18 protein-coding genes are annotated in these 19,808 nt (G+C 71.3%); 16 read left to right on the top strand and 2 right to left on the bottom strand.

The features are described 5' to 3' along the window. Nucleotide 1: 1 nt before the first annotated feature. Nucleotides 2–2,392 carry a ComEC/Rec2 family competence protein gene (locus ACLBXX_RS07960; protein ID WP_447657594.1) on the top strand — a complete coding sequence of 797 codons (2,391 nt, stop codon included), beginning with the start codon at nucleotides 2–4 and terminating at the stop codon, nucleotides 2,390–2,392. Between the two features lie 42 nt (nucleotides 2,393–2,434). Then, nucleotides 2,435–3,472 (top strand): DNA polymerase III subunit delta, encoded by a 1,038-nt coding sequence (gene holA / locus ACLBXX_RS07955; protein ID WP_447657593.1) that lies wholly within the window; start codon nucleotides 2,435–2,437, stop codon nucleotides 3,470–3,472. An 86-nt stretch (nucleotides 3,473–3,558) separates the two neighbouring features. Here holA and rpsT read toward each other — a convergent pair whose 3' ends face one another. Then, nucleotides 3,559–3,819 carry a 30S ribosomal protein S20 gene (gene rpsT / locus ACLBXX_RS07950; protein ID WP_310291020.1) on the bottom strand — a complete coding sequence of 87 codons (261 nt, stop codon included), beginning with the start codon at nucleotides 3,817–3,819 and terminating at the stop codon, nucleotides 3,559–3,561. Nucleotides 3,820–4,039: 220 nt separating this feature from the next. Here rpsT and ACLBXX_RS07945 point away from each other — a divergent pair, with 220 nt between their 5' ends. Both ACLBXX_RS07945 and ACLBXX_RS07940 read left to right on the top strand, forming a co-directional pair. Next, the gene (locus ACLBXX_RS07945; protein WP_447657592.1) at nucleotides 4,040–5,416 is read left to right on the top strand and encodes a GH1 family beta-glucosidase; all 1,377 of its coding nucleotides are present in this window, start codon (nucleotides 4,040–4,042) and stop codon (nucleotides 5,414–5,416) included. After that, nucleotides 5,413–6,663 (top strand): MFS transporter, encoded by a 1,251-nt coding sequence (locus ACLBXX_RS07940; RefSeq protein WP_447657591.1) that lies wholly within the window; start codon nucleotides 5,413–5,415, stop codon nucleotides 6,661–6,663. The genes ACLBXX_RS07945 and ACLBXX_RS07940 overlap by 4 nt, the downstream gene beginning before the upstream one ends. Here ACLBXX_RS07940 and ACLBXX_RS07935 read toward each other — a convergent pair. Further along, complete coding sequence (locus ACLBXX_RS07935; protein WP_447657590.1) at nucleotides 6,652–7,377, bottom strand: alpha/beta fold hydrolase; 726 nt, start codon at nucleotides 7,375–7,377, stop codon at nucleotides 6,652–6,654. The genes ACLBXX_RS07940 and ACLBXX_RS07935 overlap by 12 nt on opposite strands. Before the next feature lie 40 nt (nucleotides 7,378–7,417). Here ACLBXX_RS07935 and ACLBXX_RS07930 point away from each other — a divergent pair, with 40 nt between their 5' ends. From ACLBXX_RS07930 to era, 12 genes are all read left to right on the top strand, one after another. Continuing rightward, nucleotides 7,418–8,560 (top strand): pyridoxal phosphate-dependent aminotransferase, encoded by a 1,143-nt coding sequence (locus tag ACLBXX_RS07930; RefSeq protein WP_447657589.1) that lies wholly within the window; start codon nucleotides 7,418–7,420, stop codon nucleotides 8,558–8,560. 57 nt (nucleotides 8,561–8,617) lie between these two features. After that, nucleotides 8,618–10,468, top strand: coding sequence for a translation elongation factor 4 (lepA, locus tag ACLBXX_RS07925; RefSeq protein ID WP_447657588.1), 1,851 nt, complete (start codon nucleotides 8,618–8,620; stop codon nucleotides 10,466–10,468). A gap of 27 nt (nucleotides 10,469–10,495) precedes the next feature. Further along, nucleotides 10,496–11,146, top strand: a complete 651-nt coding sequence (locus ACLBXX_RS07920; RefSeq protein WP_310291004.1) for a DUF1990 family protein — start codon at nucleotides 10,496–10,498, stop codon at nucleotides 11,144–11,146. A 7-nt stretch (nucleotides 11,147–11,153) separates the two neighbouring features. Further along, the gene (gene hemW / locus ACLBXX_RS07915) at nucleotides 11,154–12,371 is read left to right on the top strand and encodes a radical SAM family heme chaperone HemW (RefSeq protein ID WP_447657587.1); all 1,218 of its coding nucleotides are present in this window, start codon (nucleotides 11,154–11,156) and stop codon (nucleotides 12,369–12,371) included. A 129-nt stretch (nucleotides 12,372–12,500) separates the two neighbouring features. Further along, nucleotides 12,501–13,541: a heat-inducible transcriptional repressor HrcA gene (gene hrcA / locus ACLBXX_RS07910; RefSeq protein WP_310291000.1), complete on the top strand. Its 1,041-nt coding sequence runs from the start codon at nucleotides 12,501–12,503 to the stop codon at nucleotides 13,539–13,541. 51 nt (nucleotides 13,542–13,592) lie between these two features. Then, a complete protein-coding gene (dnaJ, locus tag ACLBXX_RS07905; RefSeq protein ID WP_447657586.1) occupies nucleotides 13,593–14,708 on the top strand; it encodes a molecular chaperone DnaJ in 1,116 nt (371 codons plus the stop codon). Nucleotides 14,709–14,711: 3 nt separating this feature from the next. Beyond that, entirely contained in the window at nucleotides 14,712–15,449 is a 738-nt protein-coding gene (locus ACLBXX_RS07900; RefSeq protein WP_447657585.1) for a 16S rRNA (uracil(1498)-N(3))-methyltransferase, read from the top strand. Nucleotides 15,450–15,616: 167 nt separating this feature from the next. Continuing rightward, nucleotides 15,617–15,964: an HIT domain-containing protein gene (locus tag ACLBXX_RS07895; protein WP_387137385.1), complete on the top strand. Its 348-nt coding sequence runs from the start codon at nucleotides 15,617–15,619 to the stop codon at nucleotides 15,962–15,964. Nucleotides 15,965–16,016: 52 nt separating this feature from the next. Further along, nucleotides 16,017–17,048 carry a PhoH family protein gene (locus ACLBXX_RS07890; protein WP_447657635.1) on the top strand — a complete coding sequence of 344 codons (1,032 nt, stop codon included), beginning with the start codon at nucleotides 16,017–16,019 and terminating at the stop codon, nucleotides 17,046–17,048. Further along, nucleotides 17,045–17,515, top strand: a complete 471-nt coding sequence (ybeY, locus tag ACLBXX_RS07885) for an rRNA maturation RNase YbeY (protein WP_310246792.1) — start codon at nucleotides 17,045–17,047, stop codon at nucleotides 17,513–17,515. Before ACLBXX_RS07890 ends, ybeY begins: the two co-directional genes overlap by 4 nt. Then, complete coding sequence (locus ACLBXX_RS07880; protein ID WP_387137391.1) at nucleotides 17,512–18,864, top strand: hemolysin family protein; 1,353 nt, start codon at nucleotides 17,512–17,514, stop codon at nucleotides 18,862–18,864. The genes ybeY and ACLBXX_RS07880 overlap by 4 nt, the downstream gene beginning before the upstream one ends. Next, nucleotides 18,861–19,805, top strand: coding sequence for a GTPase Era (gene era / locus ACLBXX_RS07875; protein WP_447657584.1), 945 nt, complete (start codon nucleotides 18,861–18,863; stop codon nucleotides 19,803–19,805). The genes ACLBXX_RS07880 and era overlap by 4 nt, the downstream gene beginning before the upstream one ends. The last annotated feature ends 3 nt before the right edge of the window (nucleotides 19,806–19,808 follow it).

Raw genomic sequence — 19,808 nt, 5'->3', positions numbered from 1 at the left:
CGTGCGTCGCCGACTCGGACTGCGGCTGGTCCCGGTCGCGGCAGCATGCTGGGCCGTCGCCGCCGCCGCGATCCTCGCTCCTGCGGCATCGCCCTGGATCGCTCTCACCCTCTGGGCGCTCGTCCTCGGCCTGACGACGGCTGTCCTGAGCCTGAGCACACGCGACGGCCATCCGTCTCGCCAGGGCGGCGCACGGGCGCGATTCCGGATGCCTCGGGCCGCCGTGCGCCGTGCGCTCGTGATCGTCGTGCTCGCGGGGGCGGCTTCCGCGGCCGCCGCGTCGCACGTCGCCCTCGCACAGCCGGCCCGGACCGCCGTCGAGGATCTCGCCCTCACGGGCGGCCGGGCCGTCGCCATCCGCGCGGACGTCATCGGCAAGATCGAGCGACGCGCCGACGGCTCGCTCGCCTTCGATGCCCGGGCGTCCCGCGTGACGATCGGCGATGAGATCTACGGCGCAGGGGTCGAGATCGCCGTGCGGGTCTCGCCGGACGACGTCGACCGCCTCTGGCAGCTCGACGTCGGCTCCACCGTCGACGCCCACGGCACCGCGAAACCCGGACGTCCGGGGGAGCGGGCGGTGCTCGAGGTGTGGGCGTCGCGCGGGGTGGAGGTGGTGAAGCCGCCGAGCGGCGCCGCAGCCGTCGCCGGTGGCTTGCGCCGAGGGCTCGTCGCGGCCGTGCACGGTCTGCCCGGGGAGGGCGCGGGGCTCGTACCGGGACTCGCGGTGGGCGACACGTCGATCGTGTCGCCGTCCCTGGACGCCGCGATGAAGGAGTCCTCGCTGTCGCACCTCACCGCCGTGTCGGGCGCCAACTGCGCGCTCGTCGTCGGCATCGCGTTCGCCCTCGCCGCCGCACTCGGTGCCTCGAGAGAGCTTCGCGTCGCCTGCGGAATCGCGGTCCTCGCCGGCTTCGTGCTCCTGGTCACGCCGGAGCCGAGCGTCGTGCGCGCGGCTGCGATGGCCGCGATCGCGATGCTCGCCGTGCTGCTCGGCCGCGCCGGTGCGGGTATGGCCCTGCTGTCAGTCGCCGTCGCCCTGCTCCTCGTGCTGGATCCGTGGCTCGCCGCCTCGCTCGGATTCGCTCTCTCGGTCGTCGCGACGGGGTCTCTGCTGCTCTGGGCGCGTCCGCTCGCCACCGGCCTGGCCAGAGCAGTCCCGCGGCCGCTGGCGCTCGCCCTCGCGGTGCCGCTCGCCGCCCAGCTCGCGTGCGGCCCGCTGCTGATCCTCATCGAGCCGACGGTGCCCGTCTACGGCGTGCTCGCCAACCTCCTCGCCGGCCCTGCAGCACCGGCGGCGACCGTGCTCGGGCTCGCGGCGTGTCTCAGCGCCCCGCTGCCGTGGCTGCAGTGGGGTCTCGCGGCACTCGCCTGGCTGCCGGCGTCATGGATCGCCGCGACGGCGACGACCGCATCGGCGCTCCCCGCCGACGCGCTGCCCTGGCTGGAGGGCATCCCCGGCGCGGTGGCCCTCGCGGGGGTGGGCCTGTCGATCGGGCTCGCGATCGCGCTCGACCGCGGCGGCTCGCGGGCTCGACGGGCCACACGCGGGACCGCGATCGTGGTCGTCGCCGTGCTGACCGGTGGCGGCCTCGGAGCCGGCGCGCTGACCACGATCGCCGGCCGATGGACCCTGCCCGGCGCCTGGGCGGTGCTCGCCTGCGACGTCGGCCAAGGAGATGCCGTCCTGCTCCGTTCGGAGGGCGCCGTCGCGCTGATCGACACCGGGCCCGATCCCGAACCGCTCGCCGTCTGCCTCTCGCGTGCCGGGATCGACCGCATCGACCTGCTCGTCCTCACCCACTACGACCTCGACCACATCGGCGGGCTCGATGCGGTGCGCGGTCGCGTCGGCACAGTGCTCCACGGACCGGGCGACGCGACGGGGCAGGCCGCGATCGCCTCGCTGACGGCGCGGGGAGCCCGCGCGACCGAGGCGTCCGCCGGGCTCAGCGGGTCGCTGGGGGGTGCACGGTGGCGGGTGCTCTGGCCGAAGGCTGGCAGCCGGGCCTTCCCGTCCGGAAACGATGCGAGTGTCGTGCTCGACGTCCGAGGCGGCGGCATCCCGTCGACCCTCCTGCTCGGCGACCTCTCTGCCTCGCCGCAGCGGCTGCTGACGGCATCGGGGGCGCTGGATCCGCCCTACACGATCGTCAAGACCGCTCATCACGGCAGCGCCGATCAGGACGCAGGACTCTACGCCGCCGCACGGCCGTCGATCGCGCTCGTCACGGTGGGCGCCGACAACGACTACGGGCATCCGCGCGACGAGGCGCTGAAGATCCTCGCCGACGTCGACGCGAGGATCCTGCGCACCGACCGCGACGGCGCTATCGCGCTGTGGAGCGCCGAGACCGGTGCGATGTCCCTGTGGCGCGACCGCGGCGGGTGAAGGAAGGCGGCCTGCGTCGGTGGGCGTCGGTAGGCTGGGGGAATGGCTTCCCCCGCACGCCGAGCACCCGCGAAGGCCGCGCGCAGCGCCATTCCCCAGTTGTCATGGCGGGCCCCGCAGCCGGCGCCGATCGTGCTCGTCTCCGGGCCTGAGGAGGTCTGCGCCGAACGGGCGATCGCCGGCGTGCGCGACTATCTGCGCGCCGAAGACCCGACGCTCGAGGTGTCCGACATCCGTGCCGACGACTATGCCGCCGGCACACTCCTCGGCGTCACCTCGCCGTCGCTGTTCGGCGAGCCGCGGCTGGTCCGGGTGAGCGGCGTCGAGAAGTGCTCCGACACGTTCCTCGCCGAGGCCGTCGCCTACCTCGCCGCGCCGCAGGACGGCGCGACGGTCGTGCTCAGGCACACGGGTGCGAGCGTGCGCGGCAAGAAGCTGCTCGACGCGATCCGTGCGGGTGAGGGCTCGGGCGTCGAGATCGCGTGCCCGGCCGTCAAACGTGACTCGGACCGCTTCGACTTCGCCGCGGGCGAGTTCCAGGCCGCGAAGAAGCGCATCGCGCCGACCGCGCTGCGCGCGCTCGTCTCCGCGTTCGCCGACGACCTCACCGAGCTCGCTGCGGCGTGCCAGCAGCTCATCGCGGACGTTCCCGGCGACATCACCGACCAGATCGTCGAGCGCTACTACGGGGGCCGCGTCGAGACGTCGGCCTTCACGGTCGCCGACACGGCGATCGCGGGGCGCTACGGTGAGGCGCTCATCGCGCTCCGGCACGCCCTGGCCTCGGGCGCCGACCCGGTGCCGCTCGTCGCGGCCGTCGCCATGAAGCTGCGCACGATGGCGCGGGTCGCGGGCAACCGCGAGCCGGCGAAGGCCCTCGCTTCGCGGCTCGGCATGAAGGACTGGCAGATCGATCGCGCGCGCCGCGACCTGGTCGGCTGGAACGAAGAGAGTCTCGGCCGCGCGATCCAGGCGACGGCACGGGCGGATGCCGAGGTCAAGGGCGGCTCGCGCGACGCGGTGTTCGCCCTCGAGCGCATGATCACGGTGATCGCCACGCGGGCGCCGTACGGCGCCTGACTCGGCGACCGCGAAGGCAAGCGAAAGGCCCGCCCCTTGGGGGACGGGCCTTCACGCGACTCGGGGTCGCGGAGCGTGTCAGAGGCTCAGAGAGCGGCGACCTGCTTGGCGATGGCCGACTTGCGGTTCGCCGCCTGGTTCTGGTGGATGACGCCCTTGCTGACGGCCTTGTCGAGCTTCTTGGTCGCCGTGCCCAGCGCCTTCTCGGCCGCGGCCTTGTCGCCGGCCGCGATCGCCTCGCGGGTGCGACGGACGTGCGTCTTCAGCTCGCTCTTGACGGCCTTGTTGCGCTCGCGCGCCTTCTCGTTGGTCTTGTTGCGCTTGATCTGCGACTTGATGTTCGCCACGTGTCGACGTCTTTCGTTCGAAGGTGAATCGGATTTGTGTGCCGGTCAGCGAGAGAGGGGCGCTTCGCGGCGGTCGTGAGGGCGAACCCACACGCAAGCCAAACAAGGATTCTACCAGGTGAACCGGTGACTCATTGACGTCCACAGGCGTGCACGGCAGAGCCCTTCGATGATGCATGATCTACGCGTGGGTGCGCGCGCCGCTGGGGATGCGCGCTCCGTGACGAAGGAGTCCGCCGTGCCGCAGCATCCGTCTGTCGATCTCTCGCCGTTCCCGCCGGGCTTCCGGTGGTCCGCGGCGACCGCCGCGTTCCAGGTCGAGGGCTCGCGCGCCGCCGACGGGCGGGGCCGGTCGATCTGGGACGACTTCGTCGGCACGCCCGGCGCGGTGCGCGACGGCGCGACCGCCGATCCCGGTCCTGACAGCTACCGACGTCATCACGAAGACGTGGCGCTGCTCGCCGGGCTCGGCGTCGACCGCTACCGCTTCTCGATCTCGTGGGTGCGCGTGCAGCCCGAGCCCGGCGGTCCCGTCCTGCAGGCGGGCCTCGACTACTACCGACGCCTCGCCGACGACCTGCTCGAGGCGGGGGTGACGCCCTTCGCGACGCTGTACCACTGGGATCTGCCGAGCGTCCTGGAAGAGCGCGGCGGATGGCTCGACCGCGACACGGCGCTGCGCTTCGGCGAGTACGCCGAGATCGTCGCGGAGGCGCTGGGCGGCAGCATCCGCCACTGGTACACGCTCAATGAGCCGGTCTCGACGTCGCTGCAGGGCTATGCCGTCGGCACGCTCGCGCCGGGCAAGCAGCTGCTGTTCGGCGCGCTGCCGACAGTGCACCACCAGCTGCTCGCGCACGGCCTCGCCCTCCGCACGCTGCGCGCGGCGGGTGCCGAGGAGGTCGGGATCGTCAACAATCACACCCTGGTGCTCCCGACCGGAGACACGGATGCCGACCTCGCAGCCGCGGCCGTGTACGACCTGCTCCACAACCGCGTCTTCGCCGACCCCGTCCTGACCGGCGCGTACCCCGACCTCGACGCGTTCGGCATCCCGCCCATGCCCGTCGAGGACGGCGATCTGGAGCTGATCTCCGCGCCGGGGGACTTCTACGGGATCAACTTCTACAACCCGACGACGATCGCCGCCGCTCCCGAGGGCAGCCCGGTCCCGTTCGAGATCGTGCCCACACCCGGCGCGGCCGTCACAGGCTTCGGATCCGAGTGGCCGATCGTGCCCGCGGCCCTCACCGGCCTCCTGCTCGATTTCCGCGAACGCTACGGCGACCGCCTGCCGCCGCTCGTGATCGGCGAGAACGGGGCGTCCTTCCCCGAACCTGACCACGTCGACGGACCAGTCCCCGACGCCGACCGCATCTCCTACCTCGCGGGACACATCGACGCCGTCGGCGCGGCCGCCGCTGCGGGCGTCGACGTGCGGGAGTACACGGTGTGGTCGCTCCTGGACAACTTCGAGTGGGCGGACGGCTGGTCCCAGCGGTTCGGTCTCGTCCACGTCGACTTCGACACCTCGGCACGCACGCCGAAGGCGTCGTTCGACTGGTACCGCGCCCTCATCGCGGAGGCACACGCGTGAGCGCCCGGCAGGGCGCCAAGGTCGGCGTCGGCTGGTTCACGCTCTTCACGCTGGCGTGGCTCGCGCTCTGGACGGTGCAGCTCACGCCGCTGCAGCTGCTCATCCCGCTGCAGCTCAACACGCCCGACGATGCCGACGGGTGGGTGTCGGGCGTGGTGTCCTCCGGCCTCGTGCTGGCGATGGGCGGTATCGCCGGCGTGATCGCCGCCCCGGTCGCCGGCGGCCTGTCCGATCGCACCCGCGGCAGGATGGGTCGCCGGCGCCCCTGGGCGCTCGGCGGAGTGTGGCTCGGCACCGCGTCGCTCACCGCGATCGCCTTCGCATCGGGTCCGTGGGGCGTGGGACTCGCCTGGGTCGGCGTCTCGGTCGGCGTCGCCGTCGCCTCCGCGGCCTTCACCGCCCTCATCGCCGATCAGCTCACGACGCAGCGGGGCGCAGCATCCGCCGCCGTATCGTCGTCTCAGGCCCTCGGCATCGTGGTGGGCGTCGGCGTCATCGTGCTGCTCGAGCTCGGCGTCGTGGTCGGCTACCTCGTCCTCGCCGGCTTCCTCGCGGTGGTGGGCACCGCGGCGGCGCTCCTGCTGCCCGATCCGCCCGCGCGCTCGGACGTCGCCGTCGCCCGCCAGGTGCGCACGCTCGGCGAACGGCTCGCGGCGCTGCGCGATCGCGACTTCGCGTGGCTGCTCGCCGGGCGCCTCACCGTGAACATCGGCAACGCGCTCGGAACCGGCCTGCTGCTCTTCTTCCTGCTCTACGGCCTGCACCGCGACCCCGCGACGGCCGAGGACGAGCTGCTGCTCCTGATCCTCGTCTACACCCTGTTCGTGGTGGCCTCCTCGATCGCGTCGGGGTGGATCTCGGACCGCACCGGCCGGCGGATCCCGTTCGTCGTGTGGTCGGCCGTCGTGCAGGGGCTCGCGTCGATCATCCTGGTGGTGGCGCCGTCGCTCACCACCGCGATGATCGCGGCGGCCCTCCTCGGCGTCGGCTACGGCGCGTACATGTCCGTGGGACTCGCCCTCGGCACGGACCTGCTCCCGTATCCCGAGGACCACGCCCGCGACCTCGGCTTCGTGAACGTCTCGGCGAGCCTCGGCCAGCTCATCGGCCCGCTCCTCGGCGCCGGTCTCGTCGCCCTCGTGGGCGGCTTCTGGCTGCTGTTCCTCGTGGGAGGAATCCTGTCGATCGCGGGCGGCTTCATGACGTACGCAATCCGCAGCCGCGAGCGCCAGCCGTCAGGCGTGTGACGCCTCCAGCGTGCGGAGGGCGACTTCGAGCAGGGCGTTGAACACGCGCGGGCGCATCACCGTCACGTGATGGGTCGTCCGCGGCACGACGATCAGCTCTGCGTGCTGCGCGACCCTCATGAACAGCTTCTCGTTCAGGCGGAGTTGGTCCCACTGTCCGTTGACGAACCACAGCGGCACGTCGATGCGATGGAGGGCCGCGAGCAGATCGAGCACCGAGAGGCTGCGCAGCGCGATGTCCTGCGCATCGAGTGCGTAGCCGCCGGCGCCGAAGTCGGCGCGGGTCTCGTCGGGAAGGATGCGGTCGAGCATCCGGTCGGTCAGCCACATCCCTCGGTCGGGAAGGGAATCGAAGCCGCGGGCCAGCACGCGGTACGTCGCGAGCCCCACGCCGCGCGGGATCGCGGTGCACGACGCCGCGATGAAGCCCGCGACCGGCGGGGGATCCTCCGCCCCGACGTACTCGATGCACAGCAGGCCGCCCATCGAGTGACCCGACAGCAGCACCGGGCCGCGCTCCGCCGCGGCGCGCACCGCGGAATCGATCGTGGCGAACGCGGACTCGAGGGTGAACTCCTCACCCATGCGGGAACCGTGCCCGGGGAGGTCGACCGCCGTCACCGGGTTGCCCCGCTGGGTCAGGTACTCCACCTGCGCGCGCCACATCGTCGCGGACGTCCGGATGCCGTGCACGAGGACGACCTGGACGACCATGACGCCAGGGTAGCCGTGCGTGCCCGCTTAGCATGGCGGCATGCCCGAGATCGCCCCGCACATCGCGCGCATGCCGGGTTCCGGTGTGCGTCACATCCTCGAGCGCGCCCTGCGCCGCCCCGGCACGATCATCCTCGCGGTGGGGGAGCCGGGCGAGGTCGCGGGCGAGCGTGTCAGGGATGCCGCGTCCCAGGCGTGGCGCGAGGGTGCGATCCGATACACCCCCAACGGCGGCATCGCGGCGCTTCGCGAAGCGATCCGCGACAAGCTCGCTCGTGAGAACGCCCTCGACGTCGACATCGAGCAGATCTGGGTCACGGTCGGCGCCACCCAGGCGCTGCATCTGGCGATGGCGCTCACTCTGTCGCAGGACGACGAGGTGCTGGTGCCCGATCCCGGGTACACGACCTTCACGATGAACGCCCATCTCAGGCAGGCCACGCCGGTGCCGTATCCGCTGCGTCCCGAGCGCGCGTTCCAGCCCGATCTCGCCGAGCTCGAGTCGCTGGTCACCCCGCGGACGCGCGCGATCATCGTGAACACCCCCTCCAACCCGCTCGGGTCGACCTTCGACCGCCCGACGCTGGAGGCGCTGATCGGCCTGGCGCGCCGCCGCGACCTGTGGCTCATCAGCGACGAGGTGTACGAGCGCTTCACGTGGGGTGAGCCGCACGTGAGCCCCGCGACGCTGGACGACGGCGGCCGCGTGCTGTCGGTGTTCTCGATGTCGAAGACGTACGCGATGACCGGAGCGCGGGTCGGGTGGCTGGTCACGCCTCCGGGATGGCGGCAGACCATGCTGCGGGTGCAGGAGTCCGTGGTCAGCTGCGTCGACGAGCCGTCGCAGCGGGCGGCCGCAGAGGCGCTCATCGGCGACCAGGCGCCGGTCGGCCACAGCGCGGCGCACTACCGCGACAACCTCGCCGCTGCCACGGCGCTCCTCGACGCCCGGGGGCTCCGCTACCTCGACCCCACAGGGGCCTTCTATCTCTGGATCGACGTCACGCACGTCTCCGGCGGCGACGTCGTCGCCTGGTGCGAGCGGTTCCTCGACGAGCAGGGTGTCGCTGTCGCTCCCGGAAGCGCGTTCGGTGCCTCGGGCGAGGGCTGGATCCGCGTGTGCGTGGCCAGCGACCGCGACGAGCTGCTCGAGGGGCTGAGCCGCATCCCCGCCCCGGCCTGACCCGCACGCCGTCGCCGGGGTTCGCCGGGCGGCGCGCACCCGTACAATCGTCTGGACATGTCACCGCGCGCCCTGAAGCCCCTCGAGCCCTCTGCCACGCCGCCCGAGCTGATCCGCAACTTCTGCATCATCGCCCACATCGACCACGGCAAGTCGACGTTGGCCGACCGCATGCTGCAGATCACCGGCGTCGTCTCCGACCGCGATATGCGCGCGCAGTACCTCGACCGCATGGACATCGAGCGCGAGCGCGGCATCACGATCAAGTCGCAGGCCGTGCGCATGCCGTGGGCCACGGCTGACCAGACCTTCGCGCTCAACATGATCGACACCCCCGGTCACGTGGACTTCACGTACGAGGTCTCACGTTCACTCGCCGCCTGCGAGGGTGCGATCCTGCTCGTCGACGCCGCGCAGGGCATCGAGGCGCAGACCCTCGCGAACCTCTACCTCGCGCTCGAGAACGACCTCCACATCATCCCGGTGCTCAACAAGATCGACCTGCCGGCCGCCGACCCCGAGAAGTACGCCGCAGAGCTGGCCGGCCTCATCGGCGGCTCGCCCGATGACGTGCTGCGCGTGAGCGGTAAGACCGGCATGGGCGTCGAGACACTGCTCGACCGCATCGTCGAGCAGATCCCCGCGCCGAAGGGGAATCCGGATGCCCCCGCCCGCGCCATGATCTTCGATTCGGTGTACGACTCGTACCGCGGTGTGGTGACCTACGTCCGCATGGTCGACGGCAAGCTGGAGCCGCGCGAGCGCATCCAGATGATGTCGACCAAGGCGACGCACGACCTCCTCGAGATCGGCGTCTCGAGCCCCGAGCCGGTCCCCACCAAGGGGCTCGGCGTCGGCGAGGTCGGCTACCTGATCACCGGTGTGAAGGACGTCCGCCAGTCCAAGGTGGGCGACACGATCACCAACCAGCGCAAGCCCGCGACCGAGCCGCTGTCCGGCTACACCGACCCGAAGCCCATGGTCTTCTCGGGGATCTACCCGATCGATCAGAGCGACTACGCCGACCTGCGTGAGGCGCTCGACAAGCTCAAGCTGTCGGACGCGTCCCTCCAGTACGAGCCGGAGACGTCGGTGGCGCTCGGCTTCGGCTTCCGCTGCGGCTTCCTGGGCCTGCTGCACCTCGAGATCATCACCGAGCGCCTCTCGCGCGAGTTCGACCTCGACCTCATCACGACCGCACCCTCGGTGACGTACGAGGTCACGACCGACACCGGCGAGACCGTCGTCGTCACCAACCCGAGCGAGTACCCGGACGGGCGCGTCGCCGAGGTGTCCGAGCCGGTCGTCAAGGTCGGCATCCTGCTCCCCAAGGACTACGTCGGCACCGTCATGGAGCTGTGCCAGTCCCGCCGCGGGTCGCTCCTGGGCATGGAGTACCTCAGCGAGGACCGCGTGGAGCTCCGCTACCACATGCCCCTCGGCGAGATCGTGTTCGACTTCTTCGACCACCTCAAATCCAAGACGCAGGGTTACGCGAGCCTCGACTACGAGCCCGCCGGTTCGCAGACGGCCGACCTCGTGAAGGTCGACATCCTGCTGCAGGGCGACAAGGTCGACGCGTTCAGCTCGATCGTGCACCGCGACAAGGCGTACGCCTACGGCACGATGATGACCGAGCGCCTGCGCAAGCTCATCCCTCGTCAGCAGTTCGAGGTGCCGATCCAGGCCGCCATCGGCGCCCGCATCATCGCTCGCGAGAACATCCGCGCGATGCGCAAGGACGTCCTCGCCAAGTGCTACGGCGGTGACATCTCCCGCAAGCGCAAGCTCCTCGAGAAGCAGAAGGAGGGCAAGAAGCGCATGAAGATGGTCGGTCGCGTCGAGGTCCCCCAAGAGGCGTTCATCGCCGCGCTCTCAGGCGACGTCGAGGGTCCTGCCAAGAAGTGATGCGACTCGCGAAGTAGGCTGGAATCCATGCGTCGAGGAACCTTCCGTGACGACACCGTCGACTACGCCGCTGTCGGGGCGACCCAAGCGCCGGATCTGATGCAGTATCCGCCGGAGCGCAGCATCCCTGCAGAGCAGTCGTGGCGGATCGGCAGCGGCGAAGCGCGCTTCCGCGCCGCGAGCGAGGCGCTGATGTCGTGGACCGCCCAGCGCGGTGCCGGGCTCGACGTCACCGACGTGCGCCCCGCCTCCGGTCCCATGTACTCGGGGGTGAGCTTCGACGCCGAGGGCAACCCCGTCAAGCCCAGTCGCTCCGAGGCCGAGCAGCGCTTCGACGCGGACGGGACCCCGTTCGTGGGCGCGGGCACGACGATCCGCGTCGACGGCCGCGTCAAGGGGCTCCGCGCCGACGCGGAGCTGCGCGTCATCTTCGCCGTCGAGGAGCCTCGGCGGGTGGGCTTCGCGCTCGGGACCGTGAGCGACTCCGTCGTGAGCGGCGAGGAGTCGTTCATGCTCGACTGGTACGACAACGACGAGGTCTGGTTCACCGTCCGAGCCTTCGACGCGCCCCGTGCCGTGCTGTACCGGATGCTTCCGGGGCTCACGAAGCGCCGTCGTCGCGAGCTGTTCACGCGGTACCTGCGCGCGATCTCGCCGCTGTACACGACTCCCGCGTGAGGCGCTGATGGGCTCCGCTCTTCCCCTCGGCGAGCCCGTTCCCTCGGACGGCTCGCTGCCGGCCGGCACGCGCATCGATCCGGCCGCAGAGTTCAGCGTGTATCTGCACGTCCCCTTCTGCCGCGTCCGCTGCGGGTACTGCGACTTCAACACGTACACGTCGTCCGAGCTGCGGGGCGCCCGCCAGGACGAGTACGCCGACACGCTGCTTCGTGAGATCGAGCTGGCGGCGCCCGTGCTCGAGCGCGCCGGAGGGAACCGTCCCGCGTCGACGGTGTTCTTCGGCGGCGGCACCCCGACGCTGCTCCCGCCCGGCGACCTCGCACGCATGCTGGCCGGCGTCCGCGACACGTTCGGTGTCGCCGACGGGGCCGAGATCACTGTCGAGGCCAACCCCGACACGGTCACGCCCGCGGTCGCGGCCGAGCTCGCGGCATCCGGGGTCACGCGCCTCTCCATCGGCATGCAGTCGGCCGTCCCGCACGTTCTCGCGGCCCTCGATCGCACGCACGATCCCGACAACGTCCGCACGGCGGTGGCCGCTGCGCGCGGGGCCGGGCTCGACGTCAGCGTCGACCTCATCTACGGCGCACCGGGTGAATCGCTCGACGACTGGCGCGCGTCGCTTGAGGCGGCGGTCTCCCTCGAGCCCGACCACATCTCGGCGTACGCGCTCATCATCGAGGACGGCACGAAGCTCGCTCGCCAGATCCGCCGTGGCGAGGTCGTCGCACCCGACGACGACCTGCAGGCCGACATGTACGAGCTCGCAGACGACCTGCTCGCGGACGCGGGGTTCGAGTGGTACGAGGTGTCGAACTGGGCGCGCGGTGACGCGCACCGCTCCCGCCACAACCTCGCGTACTGGGTCGGCGCGGACTGGTGGGGCTTCGGTCCCGGCGCGCACAGCCACGTCGCCGGCGTGCGGTTCTGGAACGTCAAGCACCCCGCCGCCTACGCGCAGCGACTGGCCGCGGGGGAGTCGCCGGCCGCGGGGCGCGAGATCCCGGATGCCGCGGCCAGGAACCTCGAGAGCGTGCTGCTGCGCACCCGCATCCGCGAGGGCCTCCCCGTCGAGGAGCTCCTCGGCGAAGGCCGTCACGCAGTCGCCGCGCTGATCGCGGACGGGCTCATCGAGGGTCCCGCCGCGCTACGCGGGAGGGTCGTGCTCACGCGGCGCGGTCGCCTGCTCGCCGACGCGGTGGTGCGGGCGCTCACCGATTAGCCCCGGCACGATCGCGGGTCGGACGACGATCACGATCCATCCCGGCGTCGCTCGACGATCCGGGCAGGGGCATCGGATAGAATTGGCACTCCAGTCGTGCGAGTGCCAGCTGCGGCGTGAGGAGGCGGGATGGTCAGCGAACGAGGTCTGCAGGTGCTGCGGGCGATCGTCCAGGACTACGTCGACACGCGCGAGCCGGTCGGCAGCAAGGCGATCGTCGAACGGCACGCCTTCGGCGTGTCCGCCGCGACGATCCGCAACGACATGGCGCTGCTCGAAGACGAAGAGCTCATCGTCGCGCCGCACACCTCGTCGGGCCGCGTGCCCACTGACAAGGGCTACCGCGTCTTCGTCGACCATCTCGCAGAGCTCCGGCCGCTCTCGCCGGCCCAGCGGGCGGCCATCGCCTCGTTCCTCGACGGCTCCGGCGACCTCGACGACGTCCTCGTGCGCACCGTGCGCGCCCTCACGCAGCTGACCGGCCAGGTCGCGATCGTGCAGTACCCGTCGTTCGCGCGCGCGACCGTCACCCACGTCGAGCTGGTCCAGCTCGGCGGCGGACGGATGCTGGTGATCGTGGTCACCGACACGGGACGCGTGTCGCAGCGCCTGACGTTCGTCGGCGAGGACTTCGACGACGTCGACCTCGCGCACATCCGCGCGGGGCTCGGCACCCTCCTGGTCGGCCGGCCCGTGCGCGAAGGACTGCAGCGCATCGCCGAGCGCCTCGAGGGACCGGATGCGCAGGCTCCGGCGCACGAGCGCGCGACGGACGAGATCGTCCGCGCCGTCGCCGAGGAGCTCGAGGAGTTCCGCCAGGACAAGCTCGTGATGGCCGGCAGCGCCAACCTCGCACGCCGGGAATCCGACTTCCGCGGCAGCATCTATCCGCTCCTCGAGGCGATCGAGGAGCAGGTGACCCTGCTGCGGCTCATGGGCGAGATGGTCGCCGACGAGCACGGCCTCGCCGCGAGCATCGGCCGCGAGAACGAGGCTTTCGGCCTGGCCGAGGCATCCGTCGTCGCCAGCGACTACGACGCGACGGGCTCTCTCGCCCGCGTCGGCGTGCTCGGCCCGACGCGCATGGATTACCCCACGAACCTCGCGACGGTCCGCGCCGTCGCGCGCTATCTCACGCGCATGCTCGAGCAGGACGACAGCTCCCGCTGACGCACGCGCGCACACACGATCCCGCGGCGCGGCCGCGGCAGGAAGGCGAAAGTGGCTGACCACTACGAGGTCCTCGGCGTCTCACGCGACGCCTCCACCGACGAGATCAAGAAGGCGTACCGGCGGCTGGCCCGACAGCTGCACCCGGACGTGAACCCGGGCGAGGAGGCATCCGAGCGCTTCAAGCTCGTGACGCACGCGTACGACGTCCTCAGCGACCCCGATCAGCGCGCCCGCTACGACATGGGCGGCGGCGACTCGCCGTTCGGCGGTGGGGCCGGTGGCTTCGGCGGGTTCAACGACATCTTCGAGACCTTCTTCGGGGCGGCGGGCGGATCGCGCGGCGGGCGGCCACGATCGCGCCGCGAGCGCGGCCAGGACGCGCTGGTCCGCGTCACCCTCGAGCTCGGCGATGTCGTGTTCGGCACGCACCGCGACATCGAGGTCGACACGGCCGTCGTGTGCGAGACCTGTCAGGGCTCGTGCTGCCAGCCCGGGACGAGCCCGGTGACGTGCGACATCTGCCACGGCACCGGCAACGTGCAGCGCCAGGTGCGGAGCCTCCTCGGCAACGTCGTCACGACGCAGCCGTGCAACGTCTGCCAGGGCTACGGCACGACGATCCCGTACCCGTGCGCGACCTGCCAGGGGCAGGGCCGCGTGCGCGCCCGCCGCACCGTGTCGCTCGACATCCCGGCCGGCGTCGAGACCGGACTCCGCCTGCAGCTTCCGGGTTCGGGCGAGGTCGGCCCGGCCGGCGGCCCCAACGGCGACCTGTACATCGAGGTCACGGTGCAGCCGCACGAGGTGTTCAGCCGTGACGGCGACGACCTGCTGGCGACGCTCGAGGTGTCGATGCCCGACGCGATCCTCGGCACGACGACGACCATCCAGTCGCTCGACGGCCCGGTCGACCTCGAGGTGCGGGCGGGCGTGCAGGCCGGAGACATCCTCACGATCAAGGGCCGCGGCATCACGCCGCTGCGCGGCTCGCAGCGCGGCGACCTCAAGGTCGGCGTGCACGTCGTCACTCCCACGCGCCTCGACCACAAGGAGCGCGCCCTCATCGAGGACTTCGCGAAGCGCACCAAGGCACCGGCCCCCAAGCTCGCCGAGTTCCACCAGGGCCTGTTCGCGAAGCTCCGCGACCGCTTCCGGAACAGCTGACCCGTGGCACTGCACTTCCTCCTCGACGAGCCCGTCGGCGCCGCTCCCGGCGACGCCGTGACGCTCACCGGCGCGGAGGCTCACCACGCCTCGACGGTGCGCAGGGTGCGCGTCGGCGAAGAGGTCACGGTCGGCGACGGCCGCGGTGCGTGGCTCACCGGCACGGTCGAGTCGGTGGCGCCCCGCGAGGTGGTCGTGCGCATCGGCGGACGGACGGATGCTGCGCCCCCGAGCCCGCGCATCGTACTCGTGCAGGCCCTGGCCAAGGGAGACCGGGACGAGCTCGCCGTGCAGGCGGCGACCGAGCTCGGCGTCGACGAGATCGTGCCGTGGCAGGCCGCCCGCAGCGTGTCCCGCTGGGACGCGGCGAAGGCCTCGAAGGGCCGCGCCCGCTGGGCGACCATCGTGCGGGAGGCCGCGAAGCAGGCCCACCGCGCGTGGGTGCCGGAGGTGGCGGAGATGACCACGACCGCGGCGGTCGCGCGCCGGGCGGCAGCATCCCTCGTCCTGATCCTCGAGCCGACGGCGACCGAGCGGCTCGGCGCACTCGCGGTGGACCCGGGTGAGGCGCGGGACATCGTGCTCGTCGTCGGACCCGAAGGCGGCATCGCCCCCGAAGAGCTCGACGCACTCGCTGCCGCGGGCGCGCGACTCGTGCGCCTCGGCGACACGGTGCTGCGCACCTCGACCGCGGGTCCCGCGGCGCTGGCCGTCGTCAGCACCGCGCTCGGGCGGTGGTGACGGTTCGACAGGCTCACCGACCGGGGAGGCTCACCGACCGGGGAGGCTCACCGACCGGGGAGGCTCACCGACCGGGGAGGCTCACCGACCGGGGAGGCTCACCGACCGGGGAGGCTCACCGACCGCTCCCGGAGCCGGTCGCAAGGCCCCGTCGGTAGACTTGCGACATGAGTGAGCCTTCGATCTTCACGCGCATCCTGGACGGGGAGATCCCGTCCGAGATCATCGCAGAGACCGAGAACGCATTCGCCATCCGTGACATCGCCCCGAAGGCGCCTGTGCACCTGCTGGTGATCCCCAAGACCGAGGAGTACCACAACGTCGTCGAGCTCGCCGCCGGCGACCCGGACCTCATGGCGGAGCTCGTGGGACTCGCGAACACGGTCGCCGCCGAGCATTCGGACGGGGACTTCCGCCTGGTCTTCAACACCGGCCCGAACGCGGGCCAGACCATCTTCCACGTGCACGCCCATGTGCTCGCGGGAGGCCTCGAAGAGAAGAGTATCGGTGCCTGATCAACCGGGTCATGAGACGGTGAGCGACCACGTCGAGGTCGACGGCGTCGCGATGGTGCAGCTTCTCGGTCCGCAGGACCGGCTGCTGCGGGTCGTCGAGAAGGAGCACCCGGGCGTCGACGTGCATGTGCGCGGCAACGAGATCACGCTCACGGGCGAGGCGCCGGCCGTCGCGGCGGCACGGACGCTGGTCGACGAGCTCGTCGCGATGACCCGAGCCGGTCAGTCGCTCGGCGAGGACGACGTCGCGTCGTCGAACCGCATCCTCCGCAGCGAAGGCGGGCCGCGCCCCTCGGAGGTTCTCGGTGAGGCGATCCTGTCATCGCGGGGCAAGGTCATCCGGCCGAAGACCCTCGGTCAGAAGGCCTATGTCGACGCGATCGAGGAGAACACCATCGTCTTCGGCATCGGCCCCGCCGGTACCGGCAAGACGTACCTCGCGATGGCGAAGGCCGTCCAGGCGCTGCAGCGCAAGGAGGTCAGCCGCATCATCCTGACGCGGCCGGCCGTCGAGGCGGGGGAGCGGCTCGGCTTCCTCCCCGGTACGCTCACCGACAAGATCGACCCGTACCTGCGCCCGCTGTACGACGCGCTCAACGAGATGATGGACCCGGAGCTGGTGCCCAAGCTCATGGCGACCGGCACGATCGAGGTCGCGCCGCTGGCCTACATGCGCGGCCGCACGCTCAACGACTCGTTCGTTGTGCTCGACGAGGCGCAGAACACCACCCCCGAGCAGATGAAGATGTTCCTCACGCGCCTCGGCTTCGGCACGCGCATGGTGGTGACCGGCGACATCACGCAGATCGACCTCCCGCAGGGCGCGTCGGGTCTGCGGCTGGTGACCCGTGTTCTCGGCGACATCGACGACATCCACTTCTCGTACCTGACCAGCGACGACGTCGTGCGCCACACGCTGGTGGGCCGCATCGTCGACGCCTACAGCGAGTACGACGAGCGCCGCATCGCCGCGCGTCGCGAGCGGGACGAGGCATCCGAGTTCGCCAACAGAGCCGAGCGCCGCGCCGGCACCGTCCGCGGCGGCGGACCCCGTGACCACCTTCCGAAGCGAGGACGCCCATGACCATCGAGATCGGCAACGAATCGGGGATCGCCGTCGATGAGACGGTCCTGCTGCGCCTCATGGAGCACAACCTCGCCGAACTGCACGTCAGCCCCGACGCCGACGTCGCGATCCTCCTCGTCGACGAGGGCGCGATGGAGGCGCTGCACGTCCAGTGGATGGACGAGCCGGGCCCGACCGACGTGCTGAGCTTCCCGATGGACGAGCTGCGTCCCGGCACCGAAGACGCCCCGACGCCTCCGGGCCTGCTGGGCGACATCGTGCTGTGCCCGCAGGTCGCCGAGACCCAGGCGGTGGCCGCGAAGCACTCCACGCTCGACGAGCTCATCCTCCTGACCACGCATGGCCTGCTCCACCTCCTCGGCTTCGACCATGCCGAGCCCGAGGAGGAGCGGGAGATGTTCGGACTGCAGCGCGAGCTCATCACCTCGTTCCAGGCATCCGAACGCCGACGACCTCGCGCATGACCGCCGCCCTCCTTCTCGTCGCTGCAGCGCTCCTGCTCGCGTTCGGCGCCCTCATGGTCGCGATCGACGCGGCGCTCAGCGTCACATCCCGCGCGGACCTCGCCGAGCTCGGAGCAGGCGGCCGCAACGCGGCGTCGCTGCGGAAGATCGGGGACGACCCCGATGCGCACGCCAATGCCGTGATCTTCATCCGCGTGCTGGCCGAGACGACGGCCGCGGTGCTCGTCACGGTCGCCTTCGTCGACCTCTTCGACAACATCTGGTGGGCGATGCTGGCGGCGGCCCTGCTCATGACCGGCGTCTCGTACGTCGTCGTCGGCGCCAGTCCGCGGTCGGTGGGCCGGCTGCACGCCCGCGGACTGCTGCGCGGGGCGGCTCCGGTGGTCCGCGGGGTGCGCATCATCCTGGGGCCGCTCGCGCACGGACTCGTCGCGCTCGGCACGCGCATCACGCCGGGCGCGTCGCGCGGCTCGTCCTTCGCGTCGGAGGAGCAGCTGCTCAGCATCATCGACGAAGCGGCCGAGAACGAGCTCATCGAACAGGACGACCGCGAGCTGATCCACTCGGTGTTCGACTTCACCGACACGTTCGTGCGGGCCGTGATGGTGCCGCGCACCGACATGGTGACGGTGGATGCCTCGACCTCGACGCGCGAAGCCATGACGCTGTTCCTCGAGAAGGGCGTCTCGCGCATGCCGATCGTCGACGACGACGCGGACGACGTCGTCGGCGTGCTGTACCTCAAGGACCTGGTGCAGTTCGGGTTCCGCGACGAGGCCGGGTGGCGGGACGCACCGATCAGCCGGATCGCGCGGCCGGCGGTGTTCGTCCCCGAGTCGATGAAGGCCGAGACGCTGCTGCAGCAGATGAAGCGCGACGCCGTGCACGTGTGTCTCGTCGTCGACGAGTACGGCGGCGTGTCCGGACTCGTCACGCTCGAAGACCTCATCGAGGAGCTCGTCGGCGACATCTCGGACGAGTACGACCCACGCGCCGAGGAGGTGACCGAGCTGGAGCCCGGTCACTACCGCGTGAGCGCCCGCCTCGGGCTCGACGAGGTCGGCGACCTGTTCGGCCTCGAGCTCGAGGACGAGGACGTCGACTCCATCGGCGGACTCCTGGGCAAGGCCCTGGGCCGCGTGCCGCAGCCGGGCGCCACCGCCGAGTACGCCGGCCTCGTGCTCACCGGGGGCGCGTCGCGCGGACGCGGGCGCGGCATCTCGACGGTGTTCGTCGAGCGCGGCGATCCCGCACTCGACATCGGCCGCTCACCGCGCACGGGCGAGATCCGCATCGTGAGCCCCCGCACCGGCGAGATCCGGCTGCCTCGGAAGGAAGAGACGTCATGACCGCGAGCGAGTCCACCCCGGACGCCGAGCCCGGCACCACCGCCGAATCCGTTGAGGGCCGCTCCGGCTTCGTCACGTTCGTCGGGCGCCCCAACGTCGGCAAGTCGACCCTCACGAACGCCCTCGTGGGAGAGAAGGTCGCCATCACGAGCGACAAGCCCCAGACGACGCGCCGCGCGATCCGCGGCATCCTGAACCGGCCCGCCGGACAGCTCGTCATCGTCGACACCCCGGGACTCCACAAGCCCCGGACACTCCTCGGTCAGCGCCTCAACGACCTCGTCGAACAGGTGCTCGGCGACGTCGACGTCATCGGCTTCTGCGTTCCCGCGACCGAGAAGGTGGGCCCGGGCGACCGCCGCATCGCGGAGTCGCTCAGCGGGTACGGCCGCGCGAAGAAGGTCGCCATCGTGACCAAGACGGACGCCGCCTCCCGCGACCAGATCACCGAGCGGCTCATGGAGGTCGACAGCCTCCGCGAGGACTGGGCGGCCGTCATCCCGCTGTCGGCTCTCACCCGCGACCAGCTCGACGTGCTGAGCGACGAGCTGCTCTCCCTCATGCCCGAGGGGCCCGCGCTGTATCCCGAGGGCGTCGTCACCGACGAGTCCACCGAGGACCGCATCGCCGAGATCATCCGCGAAGCCGCGCTCGACGGCGTGCGCGACGAACTGCCGCACTCGATCGCGGTGGTCGTGCAGGAGGTGGAGCCCCGCGAAGACTCCGACCTCACGGACATCTACGCCGACATCGTCGTGGAGCGCGACAGCCAGAAGGGCATCATCATCGGGCACAAGGGCTCGCGCCTGCGCGACGTCGGCGCCCGCGCCCGCGCGCAGATCGAGCCTCTCGTGGGCACCAAGGTGTTCCTCAAGCTGCACGTGCGGATCGCCAAGGAGTGGCAGCGCGACCCGAAGCAGCTGGGGCGTCTCGGCTTCTGATTC

It is taken from the genome of Microbacterium sp. C23T (genome assembly GCF_053345975.1).
This window is presented reverse-complemented; position numbering and strand designations above follow the sequence as displayed.